This is a genomic window from Streptomyces carminius (assembly GCF_002794255.1).
Taxonomy (GTDB): Bacteria; Actinomycetota; Actinomycetes; order Streptomycetales; family Streptomycetaceae; genus Streptomyces; species Streptomyces carminius.
In genome coordinates, this window is sequence record NZ_PGGW01000019.1 from 178,983 (window position 1) to 197,358 (window position 18,376).

Annotated in this window: 11 protein-coding genes, 1 tRNA gene and 1 pseudogene; 7 read left to right on the forward strand and 6 right to left on the reverse strand. The window is 70.5% G+C overall.

The window, feature by feature from the left end; genetic code table 11:
* Nucleotides 1-410: 410 nt before the first annotated feature.
* Complete coding sequence (locus tag CUT44_RS07125; RefSeq protein ID WP_100201312.1) at nucleotides 411-1,112, reverse strand: ANTAR domain-containing response regulator; 702 nt, start codon at nucleotides 1,110-1,112, stop codon at nucleotides 411-413.
* 99 nt (nucleotides 1,113-1,211) lie between these two features.
* On the opposite strand from CUT44_RS07125, the gene CUT44_RS07130 reads away from it, so the two are divergent.
* Together CUT44_RS07130 and CUT44_RS07135 are read left to right on the forward strand one after the other, a co-directional pair.
* Nucleotides 1,212-1,284 (forward strand) — tRNA-Leu (locus tag CUT44_RS07130).
* A 108-nt stretch (nucleotides 1,285-1,392) separates the two neighbouring features.
* Nucleotides 1,393-2,176, forward strand: a pseudogene (locus CUT44_RS07135) (transcriptional regulator).
* A gap of 131 nt (nucleotides 2,177-2,307) precedes the next feature.
* Here the strand turns inward: CUT44_RS07135 and pyk are convergent.
* Nucleotides 2,308-3,741 carry a pyruvate kinase gene (gene pyk, locus CUT44_RS07140; protein WP_100201313.1) on the reverse strand — a complete coding sequence of 478 codons (1,434 nt, stop codon included), beginning with the start codon at nucleotides 3,739-3,741 and terminating at the stop codon, nucleotides 2,308-2,310.
* Between the two features lie 386 nt (nucleotides 3,742-4,127).
* On the opposite strand from pyk, the gene CUT44_RS07145 reads away from it, so the two are divergent.
* The 3 genes from CUT44_RS07145 to CUT44_RS07155 all read left to right on the forward strand — a co-directional run bounded on the left by CUT44_RS07145 (nucleotide 4,128) and on the right by CUT44_RS07155 (nucleotide 7,427).
* Nucleotides 4,128-4,577 (forward strand): hypothetical protein, encoded by a 450-nt coding sequence (locus tag CUT44_RS07145; protein ID WP_100201314.1) that lies wholly within the window; start codon nucleotides 4,128-4,130, stop codon nucleotides 4,575-4,577.
* A 103-nt stretch (nucleotides 4,578-4,680) separates the two neighbouring features.
* Complete coding sequence (locus CUT44_RS07150) at nucleotides 4,681-6,894, forward strand: DUF6571 family protein (RefSeq protein WP_100201315.1); 2,214 nt, start codon at nucleotides 4,681-4,683, stop codon at nucleotides 6,892-6,894.
* Between the two features lie 38 nt (nucleotides 6,895-6,932).
* Entirely contained in the window at nucleotides 6,933-7,427 is a 495-nt protein-coding gene (locus tag CUT44_RS07155; RefSeq protein ID WP_146252179.1) for a hypothetical protein, read from the forward strand.
* A gap of 48 nt (nucleotides 7,428-7,475) precedes the next feature.
* Here the strand turns inward: CUT44_RS07155 and pepN are convergent, their stop codons facing one another.
* Both pepN and CUT44_RS07165 read right to left on the reverse strand, forming a co-directional pair.
* Entirely contained in the window at nucleotides 7,476-9,983 is a 2,508-nt protein-coding gene (gene pepN / locus CUT44_RS07160; RefSeq protein WP_100201431.1) for an aminopeptidase N, read from the reverse strand.
* 86 nt (nucleotides 9,984-10,069) lie between these two features.
* Nucleotides 10,070-10,375: a chorismate mutase gene (locus CUT44_RS07165; RefSeq protein WP_100201317.1), complete on the reverse strand. Its 306-nt coding sequence runs from the start codon at nucleotides 10,373-10,375 to the stop codon at nucleotides 10,070-10,072.
* A gap of 126 nt (nucleotides 10,376-10,501) precedes the next feature.
* Between CUT44_RS07165 and CUT44_RS07170 the strand changes: the two genes are divergently transcribed.
* Both CUT44_RS07170 and CUT44_RS07175 read left to right on the forward strand, forming a co-directional pair.
* Complete coding sequence (locus CUT44_RS07170) at nucleotides 10,502-11,431, forward strand: hypothetical protein (protein ID WP_100201318.1); 930 nt, start codon at nucleotides 10,502-10,504, stop codon at nucleotides 11,429-11,431.
* 201 nt (nucleotides 11,432-11,632) lie between these two features.
* Nucleotides 11,633-12,103 carry a PPOX class F420-dependent oxidoreductase gene (locus tag CUT44_RS07175; RefSeq protein ID WP_100201319.1) on the forward strand — a complete coding sequence of 157 codons (471 nt, stop codon included), beginning with the start codon at nucleotides 11,633-11,635 and terminating at the stop codon, nucleotides 12,101-12,103.
* 166 nt (nucleotides 12,104-12,269) lie between these two features.
* Here CUT44_RS07175 and CUT44_RS07180 read toward each other — a convergent pair whose 3' ends face one another.
* Together CUT44_RS07180 and gltB are read right to left on the reverse strand one after the other, a co-directional pair.
* A complete protein-coding gene (locus tag CUT44_RS07180) occupies nucleotides 12,270-13,733 on the reverse strand; it encodes a glutamate synthase subunit beta (protein WP_100201320.1) in 1,464 nt (487 codons plus the stop codon).
* Complete coding sequence (gene gltB, locus CUT44_RS07185; RefSeq protein ID WP_100201321.1) at nucleotides 13,726-18,285, reverse strand: glutamate synthase large subunit; 4,560 nt, start codon at nucleotides 18,283-18,285, stop codon at nucleotides 13,726-13,728. Before gltB ends, CUT44_RS07180 begins: the two co-directional genes overlap by 8 nt.
* Between the last annotated feature and the right edge of the window lie 91 nt (nucleotides 18,286-18,376).

Below are 18,376 nucleotides of genomic sequence, written 5' to 3' on the forward strand. Positions count from 1 at the left end.
CCTTACCGAAGAGCGGACGGAAACGGGGAGTCCGGCAGAAGCCGGACCCGCCCGCACCCCCGGCGCCCGGCACCTCCCCGCCACCGGCCCGCCGCGCTTGCCGCCGCACACGAACCGCACACCGGCCCACCCGGTCCGCCCACCCCCGCACCCACAGCTCACCACCGGCACGGCACCGTCGCACCGCCCCGGCCGCGCCTTTGCGCTCCGCCAAGGCAACGCCCCGCGGGCCGGGCATCCGGCACCTCCGCCCCGCGGCCCGCCCCCTGCCGGACGGGCACCGCACGGAGCACCCGGCACACCGCGCGACGGAACACCGCGGCGCGTCCGGAAAACACCGGAAATCCGGGGAGTCCTCCCCGGAAAACGCCGGGAGAACCCAGGAGAACCCGGGAGAACAGCGCCCGCCGCTACTGCCCGCTCTTCTCCCGCTTCTTCTCCTCCGCGTCCTCGATGACGGCCTCCGCCACCTGCCGCATGGACATCCGGCGGTCCATCGAGGTCTTCTGGATCCACCGGAAGGCGGCCGGCTCGGACAGCCCGTACTGCGTCTGCAGCAGCCCCTTGGCCCGGTCCACCAGCTTCCGCGTCTCCAGCCGCTGCGAGAGGTCCGCGACCTCCTCCGCCAGCACCCGCAGCTCGTTGAACCGCGACACCGCCATCTCGATCGCCGGCACGACGTCGCTCTTGCTGAACGGCTTCACCAGATACGCCATCGCCCCGGCGTCCCGGGCCCGCTCCACCAGCTCGCGCTGCGAGAAGGCGGTCAGCATCAGCACCGGGGCGATGGACTCCCCGGCGATCTGCTCGGCGGCCGAGATGCCGTCGAGCACGGGCATCTTCACGTCCAGGATCACCAGGTCCGGCCGGTGCTCCCGGGCCAGTTCCACGGCCGTCTGACCGTCCCCGGCCTCCCCTACGACGCTGTAGCCCTCCTCCTCCAGCATCTCCTTGAGATCCAGACGGATCAGCGCCTCGTCCTCGGCGATGACGACACGTGTCGTCTGCGGCGGCACATGCGCCCGCTCGACGGCGTCACCGCCGTCGGCGGGGGCGGGGGTGGTGACGGGCTCGGGGGTGGTGACGGGCTCGGGGGTGTCCGCGGTGCTCACTGGGCTCCTCGTGTTCCGGCCAGGTGGACCACATGAGCCTACCTAGCTCCTGTATGTTTGAGATACTGCGGTCATCCGCTAGCCTTCATTTCGAAGGAAGCCCCGGTAGTCCAGCGGAAGAGACACGGTGCTCAAACCACCGACAGCGTGGGTTCGAATCCCACCCGGGGCACATTGCCTTCATTTCCAAGAAATGCCTTGGTTGGGGATCTTCACTCTTTGAGGTGACCAGCCCCAAGATTCGCCACACAGCGACGGTCACGCTCTCAGAATCGCGAGCATGTACGACCTCCGCACTCGCAGGCGTGCACTTGCACTCGTCGAGCAGGGCCGCAGTCTCAACTCCGTCAGCAAGCAGACCGGAATATCCCGTTTCGCCATTCGCTCCTGGCAGACCCGGCTTGAGCCCCTCCCCCGCGTTTCCCGTGAGGCCGACTGCTTCCGTTGTGCGCCCGAGCCGTCCCTGCCGCCGAACGGCCCTGCCTACGCGTATCTTGCTCGGCCTCTACCTCGGCGACGGCTGTGTCAGCTCACATCCGCGGCGCGGCGGCCACTATCTGCGGATCGCCTGCGCGAACACCTGGCCCGGGCTGATCACCGAGTGCGCGGAGGCGATCACGGCCGTCCTCCCGGACCGAAGTTCCTGCCGCGTGCAGGCCGAGGGGTGCGTCATGGTCATCTCCTACGGCCACCACTGGCTCTGCCTGTTCCCCCAGCACGGTCCGGGCCGGAAGCACGAGCGGCGCATCGCCCTCGCCCCCTGGCAGCGAAAGGTCGTCAACCGGCACTCCTGGGAACTGCTCCGGGGACTCGTCCACTCCGACGGCTGCCGGATCACCAACTGGACCACGCGCCTGGTGGCGGGCGAGCGGAAACGCTACGAATACCCGAGGTACTTCTTCACCAACACCTCCGGGGACATCGTCCGGCTCTACTGCGAGACCCTGGACCGCGTCGGAGTGGAGTGGAAGGCGGTGCGCCGCCCCGCCGGGGCGTACAACGTCTCCGTCGCCCGGCGGGCGTCCGTGGCGCTGATGGACGAGCACATCGGGCCGAAGCACTGAGCCCGCCGCACAGCCGTGGTCGCCGGCGGGTGGCGGGCGGCGGCGGGGAGCCCGGTCACCGGTGGCGCGAGACGGTGACCGGGCTCCGGTCCAGGAGGCCCTGCCCGGGCCGGGCGGGCGGTTCGGCGGGGTCAGCGGAGGGTGTGCGCCTCGCCGATGTGGTGGACGCGCACCATGTTGGAGGTGCCGGGTGTCCCGGGCGGCGAGCCCGCGGTGATGATCACCTTGTCCCCCTCCTGACAGCGGCCGATCCGCAGCAGCAGTTCGTCCACCTGCTCCACCATCTCGTCGGTGCTCTCGACCATGGGACCGAGGAAGGTCTCCACTCCCCAGGTGAGGTTGAGCTGGGCGCGGGTGGCCGGGTCGGGGGTGAAGGCGAGGACGGGGACCGGTGAGCGGTAGCGGGACAGCCGCCGTACGGTGTCGCCGGACTGGGTGAAGGCGACGAGGAACTTGGCGCCGAGGAAGTCGCCCAGCTCGGCCGCCGCGCGGGCCACCGCGCCGCCCTGGGTGCGGGGCTTGTGGCTCTGGCTCAGCGGGGGCAGGCCCTTGGCGAGCATGTCCTCCTCGGCGGCGGCGACGATCCGGCCCATGGTCTTGACCGTCTCGATCGGGTACTTGCCGACGCTGGTCTCGCCGGAGAGCATCACGGCGTCGGTGCCGTCCATGACGGCGTTGGCCACGTCGGACGCCTCGGCGCGGGTGGGACGGGAGGAGTCGATCATCGAGTCGAGCATCTGGGTGGCGACGATGACCGGTTTGGCGTTGCGCCGCGCGAGCTTGACGGCGCGCTTCTGCACCAGCGGGACGGTCTGCAGGGGCATTTCGACGCCGAGGTCGCCGCGGGCGACCATCAATCCGTCGAACGCGGCGACGATCTCGTCGAGGTTCTCCACCGCCTGGGGCTTCTCGATCTTGGCTATGACGGGGAGGTGCCGCCCCTCCTCCTTCATCACCCGGTGGACGTCGGCTACGTCGCGTCCGCTGCGGACGAAGGAGAGGGCTATGACGTCCACGCCCGTGCGCAGGGCCCAGCGCAGGTCCTCGATGTCCTTGTCGGACAGGGCGGGCACGGAGACGGCGACGCCGGGGAGGTTGAGGCCCTTGTGGTCGGAGACCATGCCGCCCTCGGTGACCAGGGTGCGGACGCGGGGGCCGTCCACGGCGGTGACCCGCAGCGCGACCCGGCCGTCGTCGACGAGGATGGCCTCCCCGGGCCCGATGTCCTCGGCCAGGCCCTCGTAGGTGGTGCCGCACTGCTCGCGGTCGCCCTCGACGTTCTCGGTGGTGATGGTGAACTCGTCGCCGCGTTCGAGGAGTACGGGGCCCTCGCGGAACCGGCCGAGCCGGATCTTCGGCCCCTGGAGATCGGCGAGGATGCCGACGCTGCGGCCGGTGGCCTCGGACGCCCTGCGCACCCGGCGGTAGCGCTCCTCGTGCTCGGTATGGCTGCCGTGGCTGAGGTTGAGCCGGGCCACGTCCATGCCGGCTTCCACGAGCGTCTTGATCTGCTCGTACGAGTCGGTGGCCGGTCCGAGTGTGCAGACGATTTTCGCGCGGCGCATAAGGCCGACCCTATGACTTACCTGCGGGTAACGAGTTATGGGATACCCACTGTTCAACAGCCGTTGTCCGCTGGAGCGTCAACAAATCGCAAAGTGGGCGGCAGGCCGCTCGAATGAGCGCTTCGCCTTGCCGGAGAAACATGCCGGAGGCGTATTCCGGGGGAACGACGAGACCGGCCCGGCACCCCGGAGGCACTCTCCCCGGCACTGACGGGCAGCAGACACAGTCGGGGCGCCCCACCGTATGCATATTTGCCCTTGTCCGGCTTGTTCGCGGTGTTAAGGAGAGGAGAGTCCGCGCCCTGGAACCGATGCGTGTATGCCGCCGCCGAACTGTTAACTTCGGGCTACTGCCGGTGACGGACTCCGGCGGCACGGGAGGGTTCATGTCGTTCGACGAGGAGTGGGCCGCCCTCGTGGCCAAGGCCTCGGCCCAGGACAGCAACCGGATGCGGTTGAACAACGCCGACCCCGGCGGGGGCGGCGGGACATCGGATCTGACGGTCGTCCAGGACGAGTTGGGAGCGATCGGGCACGAGGCGTTCGAACTGTTCGGCCGGCTGCGGAAGGACGGTGACACCGCACGCGAGTCCAGCGGTACCGCGGCCTCCGTGCTCCGGACGAACAACTTCACCCTGGGCGGGGAACTCGGCACCACTGTCGGTATGTGGGAGTCACAGCTCAAGACGCTGCTGCAGTCCTGTGCGCACATCTCCAACCACCTCGACTACAGCGCGAACTCCTACACCAAGGAGGACAAAAGGATCGAGGCCCAGATGAGGCACCGCAACGGCGCGGCCATGGCGGTGTCCGAGATCGAGAAATTCTACAAGTGACGGGCGGAGGGCCAGGAGCAGCGCCATACCCAAACTGACCTACAGCGATCTGTACGGCGTCTCCCTGTCGGAACTGGCCTCGGCGGCCGCGGACTGGGGGTCGATGGTCGCCAAGCTGGAGAAGCTGGCGGAGGACGCCCGCTCCGGCATGCTGGCCAAGTCTGAGAAGACCGAGTGGAGAGGTGAGAACGCCGGGGTCACCAAGCCTTTCGTCAAGAAGACCGTCAAGGAGTTCGACGACGCGGCCGCTCAGGCGAAGAGCATCAAGAACGTCCTCAAGGACGCGCACACCGACCTGAAGGCCGTCCAGTCCGAACTGAAGACCGCGGTGACGGACGGCGGAAAGCAGGGCATCCGGGTACAGGACAAGGGCGACGGTACCGTGTGGTGCGTCATTGAGCACGCACCGGACAACGGCGACCCCACCGAACAGCAGCGGGAAGCTCGGAAAGGTCTGGAAGACCGGATCAACAAGCTGATCGCACGGGCGGAGGAGATCGACGACTCGGCAGCCCGGGCACTGAAGAAAAGCCACGGTGGCGACACCCACAACTTCGGCCATGCGAAGTACTCCTCGCTGGACGACGCTCAGGCCGAGCGGGCTCTTGAGCTGGCGGCCCTCGGCCCCGGTATGAACAAGCAGCAGTACGCCGAGTTCAACACCCTGATGTCGTTCAACTCGAAGGACCCTGAGTTCTCCACCACGTTCTACAAGGGGCTGGGCGGACCGGAGCAGGCGCTGAGGTTCTACGGCCGGATGTCGCTCGACGGCACCCTGGGAGACGACAAGGAGCGGCTGGCGCTGGCGAAGGATTTCCAGCGCAACATGGGTGTCGCGCTGGCCACGGCCACCGACCCGGACAACAAGAGCCGTCTCCCGGCCAGTTGGGGTGAGAAGTTCCGCGAACTCGGCACCCGGCAGATCGAGTTGGAGCAGGGGGCGTTCGGCCGAGAGTACTACGGTTACCAGCTCCTCGGCGGAATGCTCCGCCACGGCAACTACGACGCGGACTTCCTCACCCCGATCGCTGAGCACATCACCCAGCTCCACCACGAGGAACCCATGCGGTTCATGTCGACCAAGCCGACCGGCATGGGTGACCCCGACTACGGCTTCAACCCCTCCGGGAAGAACGGTGCGGGCTACGCCCCGCTGACGAGCGTGCTGGAGGCATTGGGACACAGTCCGGAGGCGTCGGAGAGGTTCTTCACGGGCGAGCCGACGGTGTACCGGGAGAACGGCACCGTCGACAAGGATGCGAGGCTGGACTACAAGTACCTGGACGAGTTCACCAAGGAAGACTTCGAGTGGCCGCCGGACACCCTGGCACCGCCCGGCACGGACGGCGCGGAGGACGCCTTCAACCACGGGCCCAACGCCCTCGGCCACGCGCTGGAGGCCGCGACCACCGGGCGCGCGTATGACAGTCAGTCGACTGCCCCGGTCGAGCACACGCGGAAGGGCGCGGAACTCACCGAGCGTCTGGTGTCGTACTTCGGCGACCATCCCGAGTTGATCCGCCACAACGAGAACGGGGAGGCGGAGGACCTGAAGACAGGGCCCCTCCACGCCCTGCGAGACAGCCTCGGCAACATCACCGCCGATTACATGGGGGACTTCCAGCGGGTGATGTACGGGGGTGACGTGTCCTCGGGGCGTTTCCCGGTCCCCGGCGAGGCCGCAGTCTTCGCCGATTCCGGCCAGGTTCAGCGATTCCTCGCCGAAGTGGGCCAGGACCCGGACGCATACGCTTCCATCACCACCGCGCAGCAGGCTTATACGAGCCTGTTGGTGGATGAGGTCGTCAATGGAGAGAGCCAGTCAACGGTTTCTCTGGAGCAGAGAGTCAGCAATTCCGTCGCCCCCGGCGCTCTGATTGCCGGCATCATGAGCGAGGCTCGGGCGGATGCCGTCCTCGACTATCACGCGGCATCAGCCAAAGACTTCAACGAGGCTGCGGCTGACAAGGGCAAGTGGGCCAATCGTGTCGTCGAACTGGGCACCTCGGCCATTCCGCCACGGGTCCCGGTAGTGGGTGAGGTGATCAACTGGGTAGCCGAAGACATCACCGAAAGTGTGGTGAAGAGCGTCGAGAAGGATGTCGTGACCGCAGGAGAGGAAGAGGGCAGCCGCGACTACAGCAGGGCACGGCAAGCCACCGTCGATGCGACCGAAGAAATCGTCAGACGTGCGCTTCTCAATCGCTCCGACATCAATTCCGATACTGCCTTGGACATCAGAGAGACGGCAAGCACCCAGGCGGGCAACAGTTACGGTGAGGGGTCGATGTGGGAAGCCTCCGGAGACGCGTCATGAGGGCGGGGCACTCCAGGTCGAGAAATACACTCGCCTCGTTGGCGACCGTTCTGCTCCTGGCGCTGACCGGCTGCACAGAAGGAGAGGAGGAGAAAAGGGAGTACTCCATACCGGAGTCCCTGTGCGGCGTGAATATCGACACCGACCTGACCGAGCCCTTCATGCCACCGGGAAAGCGGATCCACCAGGAAGAAGAGAACAGTCTCATCATCTGGTCCTGCGATATATCGGTAGACGGCGAGGATGTCTTCCGGATCTCCCGGGACAGTTGGGAGCCTGGCTGGTCCACACGGCGCTTCGCTGTCAGGCATGCCTATGTGAAGCCGGAGCACGAATCCGAAGACAAATCCTACGTTTACTCGGATAATGGCGCGGTGGCCACTGTTCGATGTACTGAGCAGGGGGGGGACCGAGACCTGTTTCTCGCGGCCAAGGCGGATGAAAACTCTGCTGACGAAAAGGCCATGGAGAAACTCATCACCGCGTACCGCGAGGAGTTCCTGAAGAACGATCCGTGCGCCGACGAGAGATGAGTGGCCCGGGGTGCCGGGCCCCGCCCACGGGGCCCGGCACCCGGCGCGTCAGTGCGCCCCGCGCACGCGCAGGTAGCGGGCCAGGTCGTCGAGTTCGTCGGCCAGGGGGCGGCGCAGGGCGGGGAGCAGGTCGGGGTGGTCCAGGCAGCGCTCCCCCGCCGCCAGGGTGCCGGGGTCGGTGAAGGGGCGGGGGAAGCCGTACCGGACCAGGGAGTCGGCGATGGCGGGGCCTCGGCGGGCGGTGAGGGTGGGGGCCTGCTCGAAGTAGCGGGGAACGTAGTCGCTCAGGATCTCGCGCTGTTCGGGGTGCCAGAAGCCCTGGAGGGTGGCGGCGAACAGGTAGTTGGAGAGGGTGTCGGCCGGGTCGAGCAGGGCCTGCCAGGCGGCGGCCTTGGCCTCGGGGTCCGGCAGGGCGGCGCGGCAGCGGGCGGCGCTCTCGGTGCCAGTGGCGCCGGGGTCGGCGGCGAGGGCGGCGTCGATGTCGCCGGGGTCGGCGGCGTCGAGGACGGCGAGGCGGTGCAGCAGCCGCCAGCGCAGCTCGTGGTCGAGGGGGATGCCGCCGGGGAGGGTGCCCTCGGTCCACCACCGGCGTGCCTCGCCGGGGTCGGTGGCGCTGTCGACGAGGGTGCGTACGGCGGTCAGCCGCAGTCCGTCGTCCGGGGTGTTCTCCAGGAGGGTGCAGGCGATACCGGTGAGGGTCTCCAGCGCGGCGGTGCGCATCTCCGGCGGCAGGAGGCGGTCGGCGACCGTCTGGCGGGCGAAGCGCAGGACCCCGCCGACGACGGCGGTGTCGGTCTCCCCCGGCAGCTGGCTGCGGGCGGTTTCCAGGTACTCGGCGGGCGGCAGTTCGCCGTCGCGGACCATGTCGCGGACGGCGTTCCAGACGGTGGCGCGCGCCAGCGGGTCGGGCAGGCCGGACAGGGCGCTCCGCGCGGTCTCCCGGGAGCCGTCGTCCAGGCGGATCTTGGCGTAGGTCAGATCGCGGTCGTTGACCAGGATCAGGTCGGGGCGGAAGCCGGGCAGGGGCAGGACGTGGTGCTCCTCGTCGGCGGCCAGCTCGGTCTCCAGGCGCTCGCGCAGCACCAGGCCCTCCCCGGCGCCCGCTGTGCCGGCCCGGTCGTACAGGCCGACGGCGATGCGGTGGGGGCGGCCGCCGGAGTGGGTGATCTCCAGGCGCGGGCCGTCCGCCGTGTCGGTGACGCGCGGGGTGAGGGTGTCGACGCCGGTGGTGCGCAGCCAGTGTCCGGCCCAGGTGTGGACGGCGCGGCCGGAGGCGCGGGCGAGGGAGTCGAGGAAGTCCTCCAGGGTGGCGTTGCCGAAGCGGTGGCGGGCGAAGTGGTCGTTGATGCCGGCGAGGAAGGCCTTCTCGCCGAGCCAGGCGACCAGTTGGCGCAGGGCCGAGGCGCCCTTGGCGTAGGAGATGCCGTCGAAGTTGAGCCGGGCGGCGGCGGTGTCGGGCACGGCCTCGGCCGCGGGGGCGACGGGGTGGGTGGAGGGGCGCTGGTCGCTGTCGTAGCCCCAGGACTTGCGGTTGGCCGCGAAGTCGGTCCAGGTGTCGGTGAAGCGGGTGGCCTCGGCGAGGACCTGGTAGCCCATGTACTCGGCGAAGGACTCGTTGAGCCAGATGTCGTCCCACCAGCGCAGGGTGACCAGGTCGCCGAACCACATGTGGGCCATCTCGTGGGCGATGACCATGCCGCGGGTCTGGCGTTCGGTGTCGGTGACGGCGGAGCGGTAGACGAACTCGTCGCGGAGGACGACCAGTCCGGGGTTCTCCATGGCTCCGGAGTTGAACTCGGGGGCGAACACCTGGTCGTAGGAGTCGAAGGGGTAGGGCTCGTCGAAGATCTCGTGGTAGCGGTCGAAGCAGCGGCGGGTGATGTCGAGCAGTTCGGCGGCGTCCGCGTCGAGGTGGGCGGCGAGGGACTGCCGTACGTGCAGGCCGAAGGGGAGGTCGGCGTGCCGGGTGCGCACCGAGTGCCAGGGGCCGGCGGCCAGCGCCATGAGGTAGGTGCTCAGCGGCGGGGTGGGGGCGCACTCCCAGCGGCCGGGTTCGTCCTCGACGCGCCGGGCGATGCCGTTGCCGAGGACGGTCCACTCCTCGGGCGCGGTAACGGTGACGGCGAGGACGGCCTTGAGGTCGGGCTGGTCGAAGGCGGCGAAGACGAGGGAGGCTTCGGTCTCGCAGCACATGGTGTAGAGGTAGGTGCGGCCGTCGGCGGGGTCGGTGAAGCGGTGCATGCCCTCGCCGGTGCGGGAGTAGGGCATGTCGGCCTCGACGCGCAGTTCGTGTTCGCCCGCGGCCAGTCCGGTCAGCGGCAGACGGCCGTCGGCGAGGGCGGCGGTGTCGAGGTCGTGTCCGTCGAGGACGGCCCGGTGGAGGGTGCGGGGCCGCAGCTCGACGAAGGTGTCGCCGGCTTCGCGAGTGGTGAAGCGGACGGTGGTGGTGGAGCCGAAGACCTCCTCGCCACGGGTGAGGTCGAGGTCGATCGTGTACTGCCGGACGTCGAGGAACCGGGCTCGGCTGCGGGCTTCGTCGCGGGTGAGTGCGGGCATGGCGTTCATGCTGCCGTACACCTCCGTGGACGCGCACCGGGGGTGTTCCCCGGCGTGCCCGCCCCCGGGGCCCGGGGGCCCGTGGTTCAGGAGCGGGCGATCGTCTCGTGGTGGCGGATCACCTCGGCGATGATGAAGTTGAGGAGTTTCTCGGCGAAGCCCGGGTCGAGTCTGGCGCTCTCGGCGAGGGTGCGCAGCCGGGCGATCTGGCGTGCCTCGCGGGCGGGATCGGCGGGGGGCAGGTCGTGCTCGGCCTTGAGGCGGCCGACCTGCTGGGTGCACTTGAAGCGCTCGGCGAGCATGTGGACCACGGCCGCGTCGATGTTGTCGATGCTCTCGCGCAGCCGGGTGAGCTCGGTCTGGACCGCGGGATCGATCTCGCTGTTGTTCATGGCCACCGACTCTATGCCGTCCCGGCCACCCGGTCCGCCGCCCCCCGTGGGCGCCGTCCCCCGCCGTACAGTGGCAGGAGGCGGTGGCGGCACCCACGGGATTCCCGGGAGGAAGTGGGCGGGCGCATGGCGGTACGCGGTGGTGGTCCCGGTCACGGGTGGGATCCCGTCGAGCACGGTTTTCCGCACCTGCCGGTGGTGCGGGCGTCGATCACCGCGCTGTACCGGCGGCTGTCGTGCGACACGGTGCGCACCTTCTCCACCAGTGTCGCCGCGGGCGAGGTGGCCTTCGCCGACGCCGACGAGCTGTACACCGGCGCGCAGCGGGTGGCGCGGGTGCTGGTGGGGTGCCTGCGGCTGCCGGACGCGCGGCTGGTGGTGGGTTTCCGGGACATGGCGCACGCGGCGAACGTGGAGCTGGCGGCGGGCCCGGAGTACTTCGTGGAGCTGAACTCGCGGTTCCGGGGCCACCGCCGGGACATCGGGGCGGCGCTGGCGCACGAAGTGACGCACGTCTTCCTGCACCGGCTGGGGCTGTCCTTCCCCGGGGAGCGGGAGAACGAGATCCTCACCGACACGGCGGCGGCGTACCTGGGGGTGGGCTGGCTGCTGCTGGACGCGTTCCGGCAGGACGAGCTGACCTCGCAGAAGCTGGGGTATCTGACGCCGGAGGAGTTCGGGTACGTGCTGGCCAAGCGGGCGGAGCTGTTCGGCGAGGATCCGGCGGTGTGGTTCACCAGTCCGCAGGCGTACCGGGCGTATGCGCGGGGACGGGAGACCGCCCGCCGGGACGCGCTGCGGCCGCCGCTGGTGGCCGGGGGGTGGGCGGGGCGGCAGCGGTACGCGCTGGACCGGCGGTACGCGCGGGCGCATCCGGAGCGCACGCCCTTCCCGGCCGGTGCGGCCGACGCGGGCGGTTACGTCTTCGAGGCGTGTTCCCCGCCGCGGGTGTCGTTCCCCTGCCCGACGTGCCACCAGCGGATCCGGGTGCCGGTGCGGGGGCGGCTGCGGGCTCGGTGCGGGCTGTGCCGCAGTGTGCTGGAGTGCGACACCTGAGGTGTGCGGGGCGGTCGGGCCGGGTGGGGCCTCTCGTCTCTCTTCCGGTGCGGGTGGCGGGTGCGCCCGGGCGTGCGGGGGCGTTCCTCCGCCCCCGTGACGTGTCCCGTGCCGTGTCCCGTGCCGTCCGGTGGGGAGACCCCGGCCGGGCGGTGCGGACTTTCCGGCGGATCCCCCGGTCACAGCACTAGGCTCGGTGGCATGAGCCCTTCCATCGCGACCAACAACCGGGTCGGACTTGAGGAACTGCTGGAATTCCTGCGCCCCCGGCACCGGGCGGTCCTGCTCACCCGCCGCGCCGACGGCTCCCCGCAGGGGTCGCCGGTGGCGTGCGGGGTGGACGGCGGGGGGCGGATCGTGGTGTCGACGTATCCCGAGCGGGCCAAGACCCGCAACGCGCGCCGTGACCCGGCCGTCAGCGTGATCGTGCTGTCGGACGACTTCAACGGTCCGTGGGTGCAGGTGGACGGCACCGCGGAGGTGCTGGACCTGCCGGAGGCGGTGGAGCCGCTGGTGGAGTACTTCCGGTCGATCTCGGGTGAGCACCCGGACTGGGACGAGTACCGGGAGGCGATGGTGCGGCAGGGGAAGTCGCTGCTGCGGATCACCCCGGTGCGCTGGGGGCCGGTGGCCACCGGCGGTTTCCCGGCCCGGCTGGCCGAGGACGGCTGAACCGCGGGACGTCGGGCCCCGGGGCGGCGGGCGTACCGCGGCGCCGGCCCTCGGTCGGGGAGGGGCCGGCGCCGCGGGGTGCGGGCGCGCCGCGGGGCGCTGCGGGTAGGTTCCGCGGCGCCCCGCGGGCGGCTGGGGGCGGGCCGCCGGTCGGACCGCGGAGCGGTCAGGCCGTCAGCGCGCGGTCGGTGGGCCGGACGGGGGCCGGGAGGGAACTGGTGCCGGTCAGGTAGTCGTCCACGGCGCGGGCCGCGGAGCGGCCCTCGGCGATGGCCCACACGATCAGGGACTGGCCGCGGCCGGCGTCGCCGGCGACGAACACGCCGTCGACGTTGGTGGCGTAGTTCCCGTCGCGGGCGACGTTGCCGCGCGCGTCCAGTTCCAGGCCGAACTGCTCGACCAGGCCGTTGGTCCGGTCGATGCCGGTGAAGCCCATGGCCAGGGTGACGAGCTGGGCGGGGATCCGCTTCTCGGTGCCCGGCTTCGGGGCGAACTTCCCGTCCCTGAACTCGACCTCGACCAGGTGCAGGGCCTGGACGTTGCCGTCCTCGTCGCCCTCGAAGTGGGTGGTGGAGACCGAGTACACCCGCTCGCCGCCCTCCTCGTGCGCGGAGGAGACCTTGTAGAGCATCGGGAAGGTCGGCCAGGGCTGGGCCACCGGGTCCCGGTCGTCGCCCGGCCGGGGCATGATCTCCAGCTGCGTGACGGAGGCCGCGCCCTGCCGGTGGGCGGTGCCGACGCAGTCGGCGCCGGTGTCACCGCCGCCGATGACGACGACGTGCTTGCCCTCGGCCGTGATCGGCGGGGCGACGTAGTCGCCCTCCTGGACCTTGTTGGCCAGCGGCAGGTACTCCATCGCCTGGTGGATGCCGTTCAGCTCGCGGCCGGGGACGGGCAGGTCGCGGGCGGTGGTGGAGCCGGCGGCGATGACGACGGCGTCGTAGCGCTTGCGCAGCGCGGTGGCGGGCATGTCCCGGCCGATCTCGACACCGGTGCGGAACTTGGTGCCCTCCGCGCGCATCTGCTCGATGCGGCGGTTGATGTGCCGCTTCTCCATCTTGAACTCGGGGATGCCGTAGCGCAGCAGCCCGCCGATGCGGTCGGCCCGCTCGTAGACGGCGACGGTGTGCCCGGCGCGGGTGAGCTGCTGGGCGGCGGCCAGGCCGGCGGGGCCGGAGCCGATGACGGCCACCGTCTTGCCCGACAGCCGCTCGGGCGGCTGCGGGGTGACGCCGCCGGCCTCCCATGCCTTGTCGATGATGGTGACCTCGACGTTCTTGATGGTCACCGCCGGCTGGCTGATGCCCAGCACACAGGCGGACTCGCAGGGCGCGGGGCACAGCCGTCCGGTGAACTCCGGGAAGTTGTTGGTGGCGTGCAGCCGCTCGATGGCGGCCTGCCAGTCGCCGCGCCAGGCGTAGTCGTTCCACTCGGGGATGAGGTTGCCCAGCGGACAGCCGTTGTGGCAGAACGGGATGCCGCAGTCCATGCACCGGCCGGCCTGCTTGCTGATGATCGGCAGCAGGGAACCGGGGACGTAGACCTCGTTCCAGTCCTTGACGCGCTCTTCCACGGGGCGGGTCCGGGCGACCTCGCGGTCGGTGTTCAGGAAGCCCTTGGGGTCAGCCATTGATCGCCGCCTCCATCATCTTCTCGTGGATCTCGGACTCGGGCAGTCCGGCTCGCTCGGCGGCGTCCTTGGCGACGAGCACTGCCTTGTACGTGGTGGGGATGAGCTTGGCGAAGCGGTCGGCGGCGCTGTCCCAGTCGGCGAGCAGTGCCTCGGCGACGGTGGAGCCGGTCTCCTCGTGGTGGCGGCGCACCACGTCGTGCAGCCACCGCCGGTCGGTCTCGTCCAGGGGTTCGACGGCACCCGCGACGTCCCGGTTGACGTTGTCGGGGTCGAGGTCGACGACGTACGCGGTGCCGCCGGACATGCCGGCGCCGAAGTTGCGGCCGGTCGGTCCCAGGACGACGGCGGTGCCGCCGGTCATGTACTCGCAGCCGTGGTCTCCCACGCCCTCGGCGACGACCAGGGCGCCGGAGTTGCGGACGCAGAAGCGCTCGCCGACGACGCCGCGCAGGAACAGTTCGCCGCCGGTGGCGCCGTAGGCGAGGGTGTTCCCGGCGATGGTGGAGTACTCGGCCAGGTGGGTGGCCCCGCGGTCGGGCCGGACGACGATCCGCCCGCCGGAGAGGCCCTTGCCGACGTAGTCGTTGGCGTCGCCCTCCAGCCGGAGGGTCACGCCGCGCGGCAGGAAGGCGCCGAAGGACTGTCCGGCGGAGCCGGTGAAGGTGATGTCGATGGTGTCGTCCGGCAGGCCGGCGCCGCCGAACTTCTTCGTCACCTCGTGGCCCAGCATGGTGCCCACCGTCCGGTTGATGTTGCGGACGGCCACCTGGGCGCGCACCGGCTGGGCGGCCTCGGCGGTGTCGGCGGACAGGGCGTCGGCGGCGAGCCTGACGAGCTCGTTGTCGAGTGCCTTGGCCAGACCGTGGTCCTGCTCCGTCACCTGGTGGCGGGCGGCGCCCGCGGGCAGGTCGGGGACGTGCAGCAGCGGGGCCAGGTCCAGGCCCTGGGCCTTCCAGTGGTCCACCGCGCGGCTGACGTCGAGGACCTCGGCGTGGCCGATGGCCTCGTCCAGGGTGCGGAAGCCCAGTTCGGCCAGGAGCTCGCGGACCTCCTCGGCGATGAACTCGAAGAAGTTGACCACGTGTTCGGCCTTGCCGGTGAAGCGCTCGCGCAGCACCGGGTTCTGGGTGGCGATGCCGACCGGGCAGGTGTCCAGGTGGCACACGCGCATCATCACGCAGCCGGAGACGACCAGCGGGGCGGTGGCGAAGCCGTACTCCTCGGCGCCCAGCAGCGCGGCGATGACCACGTCGCGGCCGGTCTTGAGCTGGCCGTCGGTCTGGACGACGATGCGGTCGCGCAGGCCGTTGAGCAGCAGGGTCTGCTGGGTCTCGGCCAGGCCGAGCTCCCAGGGGCCGCCGGCGTGCTTGAGGGAGGTGAGCGGGGAGGCACCGGTGCCGCCGTCGTGGCCGGAGATGAGGACCACGTCGGCGTGGGCCTTGGACACGCCCGCCGCGACCGTGCCGACGCCGACCTCGGAGACCAGCTTCACGTGGATGCGGGCGCCCGGGTTGGCGTTCTTCAGGTCGTGGATGAGCTGGGCGAGGTCCTCGATGGAGTAGATGTCGTGGTGCGGCGGCGGGGAGATGAGCCCGACGCCGGGGGTGGAGTGGCGGGTCCTGGCCACCCAGGGGTAGACCTTGGGGCCGGGGAGCTGGCCGCCCTCGCCGGGCTTGGCGCCCTGGGCCATCTTGATCTGGATGTCGTCGGCGTTGACCAGGTACTCGCTGGTGACGCCGAAGCGGCCGGAGGCGACCTGCTTGATCGACGAGCGGCGGGCGGGGTCGTACAGCCGCTCGGGGTCCTCGCCGCCCTCGCCGGTGTTGGACTTGGCGCCCAGCCGGTTCATGGCGATGGCGAGGGTCTCGTGCGCCTCCTGGGAGATGGAGCCGTAGGACATGGCGCCGGTGGAGAAGCGCTTGACGATCTCCGAGACGGGCTCGACCTCCTCGACGGGGACCGAGGGCCGGCCGGAGGCGAACCCGAACAGGCCGCGCAGCGTCATCAGGCGTTCGGACTGCTCGTCCACGCGCCGGGTGTACTGCTTGAAGATGTCGTAGCGGCGGGTGCGGGTGGAGTGCTGGAGGCGGAAGACCGTGTCCGGGTCGAACAGGTGCGGTTCGCCCTCGCGGCGCCACTGGTACTCGCCGCCGATGTCCAGGTTCCGGTGGGCCGGGGCGATGCCGGAGGCCGGGTAGGCCGTGGCGTGGCGGGCGGCGACCTCCCTGGCGACGACGTCCAGGCCCGCGCCGCCGATCTTGGTGGCGGTGCCGTGGAAGTAGGTGTCGACGAACTCCTCGTCCAGGCCGACGGCCTCGAAGACCTGCGCGCCGCGGTAGGAGGCGACGGTGGAGATGCCCATCTTGGACATCACCTTCAGCACGCCCTTGCCCAGTGCCCTGATCAGGTTGCGGATGGCGGTCTCGGGCGCCATGTCGCCGGGCAGGAAGGTGCCGGCCCGGACCAGGTCCTCGACGGTCTCCATGGCCAGGTACGGGTTGACGGCCGCGGCGCCGTAGCCGATGAGCAGGGCGACGTGGTGGACCTCGCGGACGTCGCCGGCCTCGATCAGCAGGCCCGCCTGGGTGCGCTGCTTGGTGCGGATGAGGTGGTGGTGCACCGCGGAGGTGAGCAGCAGCGACGGGATGGGGGCGTGCTCGGCGTCCGAGTGGCGATCGGACAGGACGATCAGCCGGGCGCCGTCGTCGATGGCGCTCTCGGCCTCGGCGCAGATCTCGGCGAGCCGGGCGGCCAGTGCCTCGGCGCCGCCTCCGACGCGGTAGAGGCCGGAGAGGGTGACGGCCTTCATACCGGGCATGTCGCCGTCGGCGTTGATGTGGACGAGCTTGGCCAGCTCGTCGTTGTCGATCACCGGGAAGGGCAGGGTGACGCTGCGGCAGGAGGCCGCGGTGGGCTCCAGCAGGTTGCCCTGCGGTCCGAGGGAGGACCGCAGGGAGGTGACCAGTTCCTCCCGGATGGCGTCCAGCGGCGGGTTGGTGACCTGGGCGAAGAGCTGGGTGAAGTAGTCGAAGATCAGCCGGGGCCGCTCGGAGATGGCGGCGATGGGCGAGTCGGTGCCCATCGAGCCGATCGGCTCGGCGCCGGTGCGGGCCATCGGGGCGAGCAGGACGCGCAGTTCCTCCTCGGTGTAGCCGAAGGTCTGCTGGCGGCGGGTGACCGAGGCGTGGGTGTGGACGACGTGTTCGCGCTCGGGGAGGTCCTCCAGCTCGATGGTCCCGGCCTCGAGCCACTCCTGGTAGGGGTGCTCGGCGGCGAGGGCCTGCTTGATCTCGTCGTCCTCGATGATGCGGTGCTCGGCGGTGTCCACCAGGAACATGCGACCGGGCTGGAGGCGGCCCTTGCGGACCACCTTCTCCTGGGGGATGTCCAGGACGCCGACCTCGGAGGAGAGGACGACCAGGCCGTCGTCGGTGACCCAGTAGCGTCCCGGGCGCAGGCCGTTGCGGTCCAGGACCGCGCCGACCTGGACGCCGTCGGTGAAGGTGACGCAGGCCGGGCCGTCCCAGGGCTCCATCATCGTGGCGTGGTACCGGTAGAAGGCGCGCCGGGCCGGGTCCATGGACTCGTGGTTCTCCCACGCCTCGGGGACCATCATCAGCACCGCGTGCGGCAGTGTGCGGCCGCCGAGGTGGAGCAGCTCCAGCACCTCGTCGAAGGAGGCCGAGTCGGAGGCGTCCGGGGTGCAGACCGGGAAGATCCGCTCCAGCTCCTTCTTTCCGAACAGGTCGGAGAAGAGCTGGGACTCCCGGGCGCGCATCCAGTTGCGGTTGCCCTTGACGGTGTTGATCTCGCCGTTGTGGGCGACGAAGCGGTAGGGGTGGGCCAGCGGCCAGGAGGGGAAGGTGTTGGTGGAGAACCGGGAGTGCACCAGCGCGACGGCGCTGGCGAAGCGGCGGTCGGACAGGTCCGGGAAGAACGGCTCCAGCTGCCCGGTGGTCAGCATGCCCTTGTAGACGATGGTCCGGGCGGACAGCGAGGGGAAGTAGACCCCGGCCTCGCGCTCGGCGCGCTTGCGCAGCACGAACGCCTTGCGGTCCAGGGCGAGCCCGGTGTTGACGCCGTCGGCCACGAAGAGCTGCCGGAAGGCGGGCATGGTGGAGCGGGAGGTCGCGCCCAGCAGTTGGGGGGCGACGGGGACCTCGCGCCAGCCCAGGACCGTCAGGCCCTCCTCGGCGGCGATCGCCTCGATGCGCGCGGTGGCCTCGGCCGCCGCCGGTTCTTCGGTCGGCAGGAAGGCGGTGCCCGCGGCGTAGGAGCCCGCGTCCGGGAGGCCGAAGCCCGCCGTGGCGCGGAAGAAGGCGTCCGGGATCTGGACGAGGATGCCCGCGCCGTCGCCGGAGTCCGGTTCGGAGCCGGTGGCGCCCCGGTGCTCCAGGTTGCGCAGGACGGTCAGCGCCTGGTCGACCAGGTGGTGGCTCGCCTCACCGGTGAGGGTGGCCACGAAACCGACGCCGCAGGCGTCGTGCTCGTCGCGCGGGTCGTACATTCCCTGCTTGGCAGGGTAGGCCGTGAGGGGCACAGCGCGCATCGGCTCTCCCGTCGTCATCGTGGCTTCGTGTGCCTCCAGACGGAGTCTGGGGGGACATGTGCCGAGGGACGACGCTGGCCCTCTGCGGAAC

Excerpts from the sequence above, each read along its gene's own strand:
- pepN (WP_100201431.1), bottom strand. The coding sequence starts at position 9,983 with ATGCCCGCACTCACCCGCGACGAAGCCCGCAGCCGAGCCCGGTTCCTC.
- pyk (WP_100201313.1), bottom strand. The coding sequence starts at position 3,741 with ATGCGCCGCGCGAAAATCGTCTGCACACTCGGACCGGCCACCGACTCG.
- CUT44_RS07180 (WP_100201320.1), bottom strand. The coding sequence starts at position 13,733 with ATGGCTGACCCCAAGGGCTTCCTGAACACCGACCGCGAGGTCGCCCGG.
- CUT44_RS07165 (WP_100201317.1), bottom strand. The coding sequence starts at position 10,375 with ATGAACAACAGCGAGATCGATCCCGCGGTCCAGACCGAGCTCACCCGG.
- CUT44_RS07145 (WP_100201314.1), top strand. The coding sequence starts at position 4,128 with ATGTCGTTCGACGAGGAGTGGGCCGCCCTCGTGGCCAAGGCCTCGGCC.
- gltB (WP_100201321.1), bottom strand. The coding sequence starts at position 18,285 with ATGCGCGCTGTGCCCCTCACGGCCTACCCTGCCAAGCAGGGAATGTAC.
- CUT44_RS07170 (WP_100201318.1), top strand. The coding sequence starts at position 10,502 with ATGGCGGTACGCGGTGGTGGTCCCGGTCACGGGTGGGATCCCGTCGAG.
- CUT44_RS07175 (WP_100201319.1), top strand. The coding sequence starts at position 11,633 with ATGAGCCCTTCCATCGCGACCAACAACCGGGTCGGACTTGAGGAACTG.
- CUT44_RS07150 (WP_100201315.1), top strand. The coding sequence starts at position 4,681 with ATGGTCGCCAAGCTGGAGAAGCTGGCGGAGGACGCCCGCTCCGGCATG.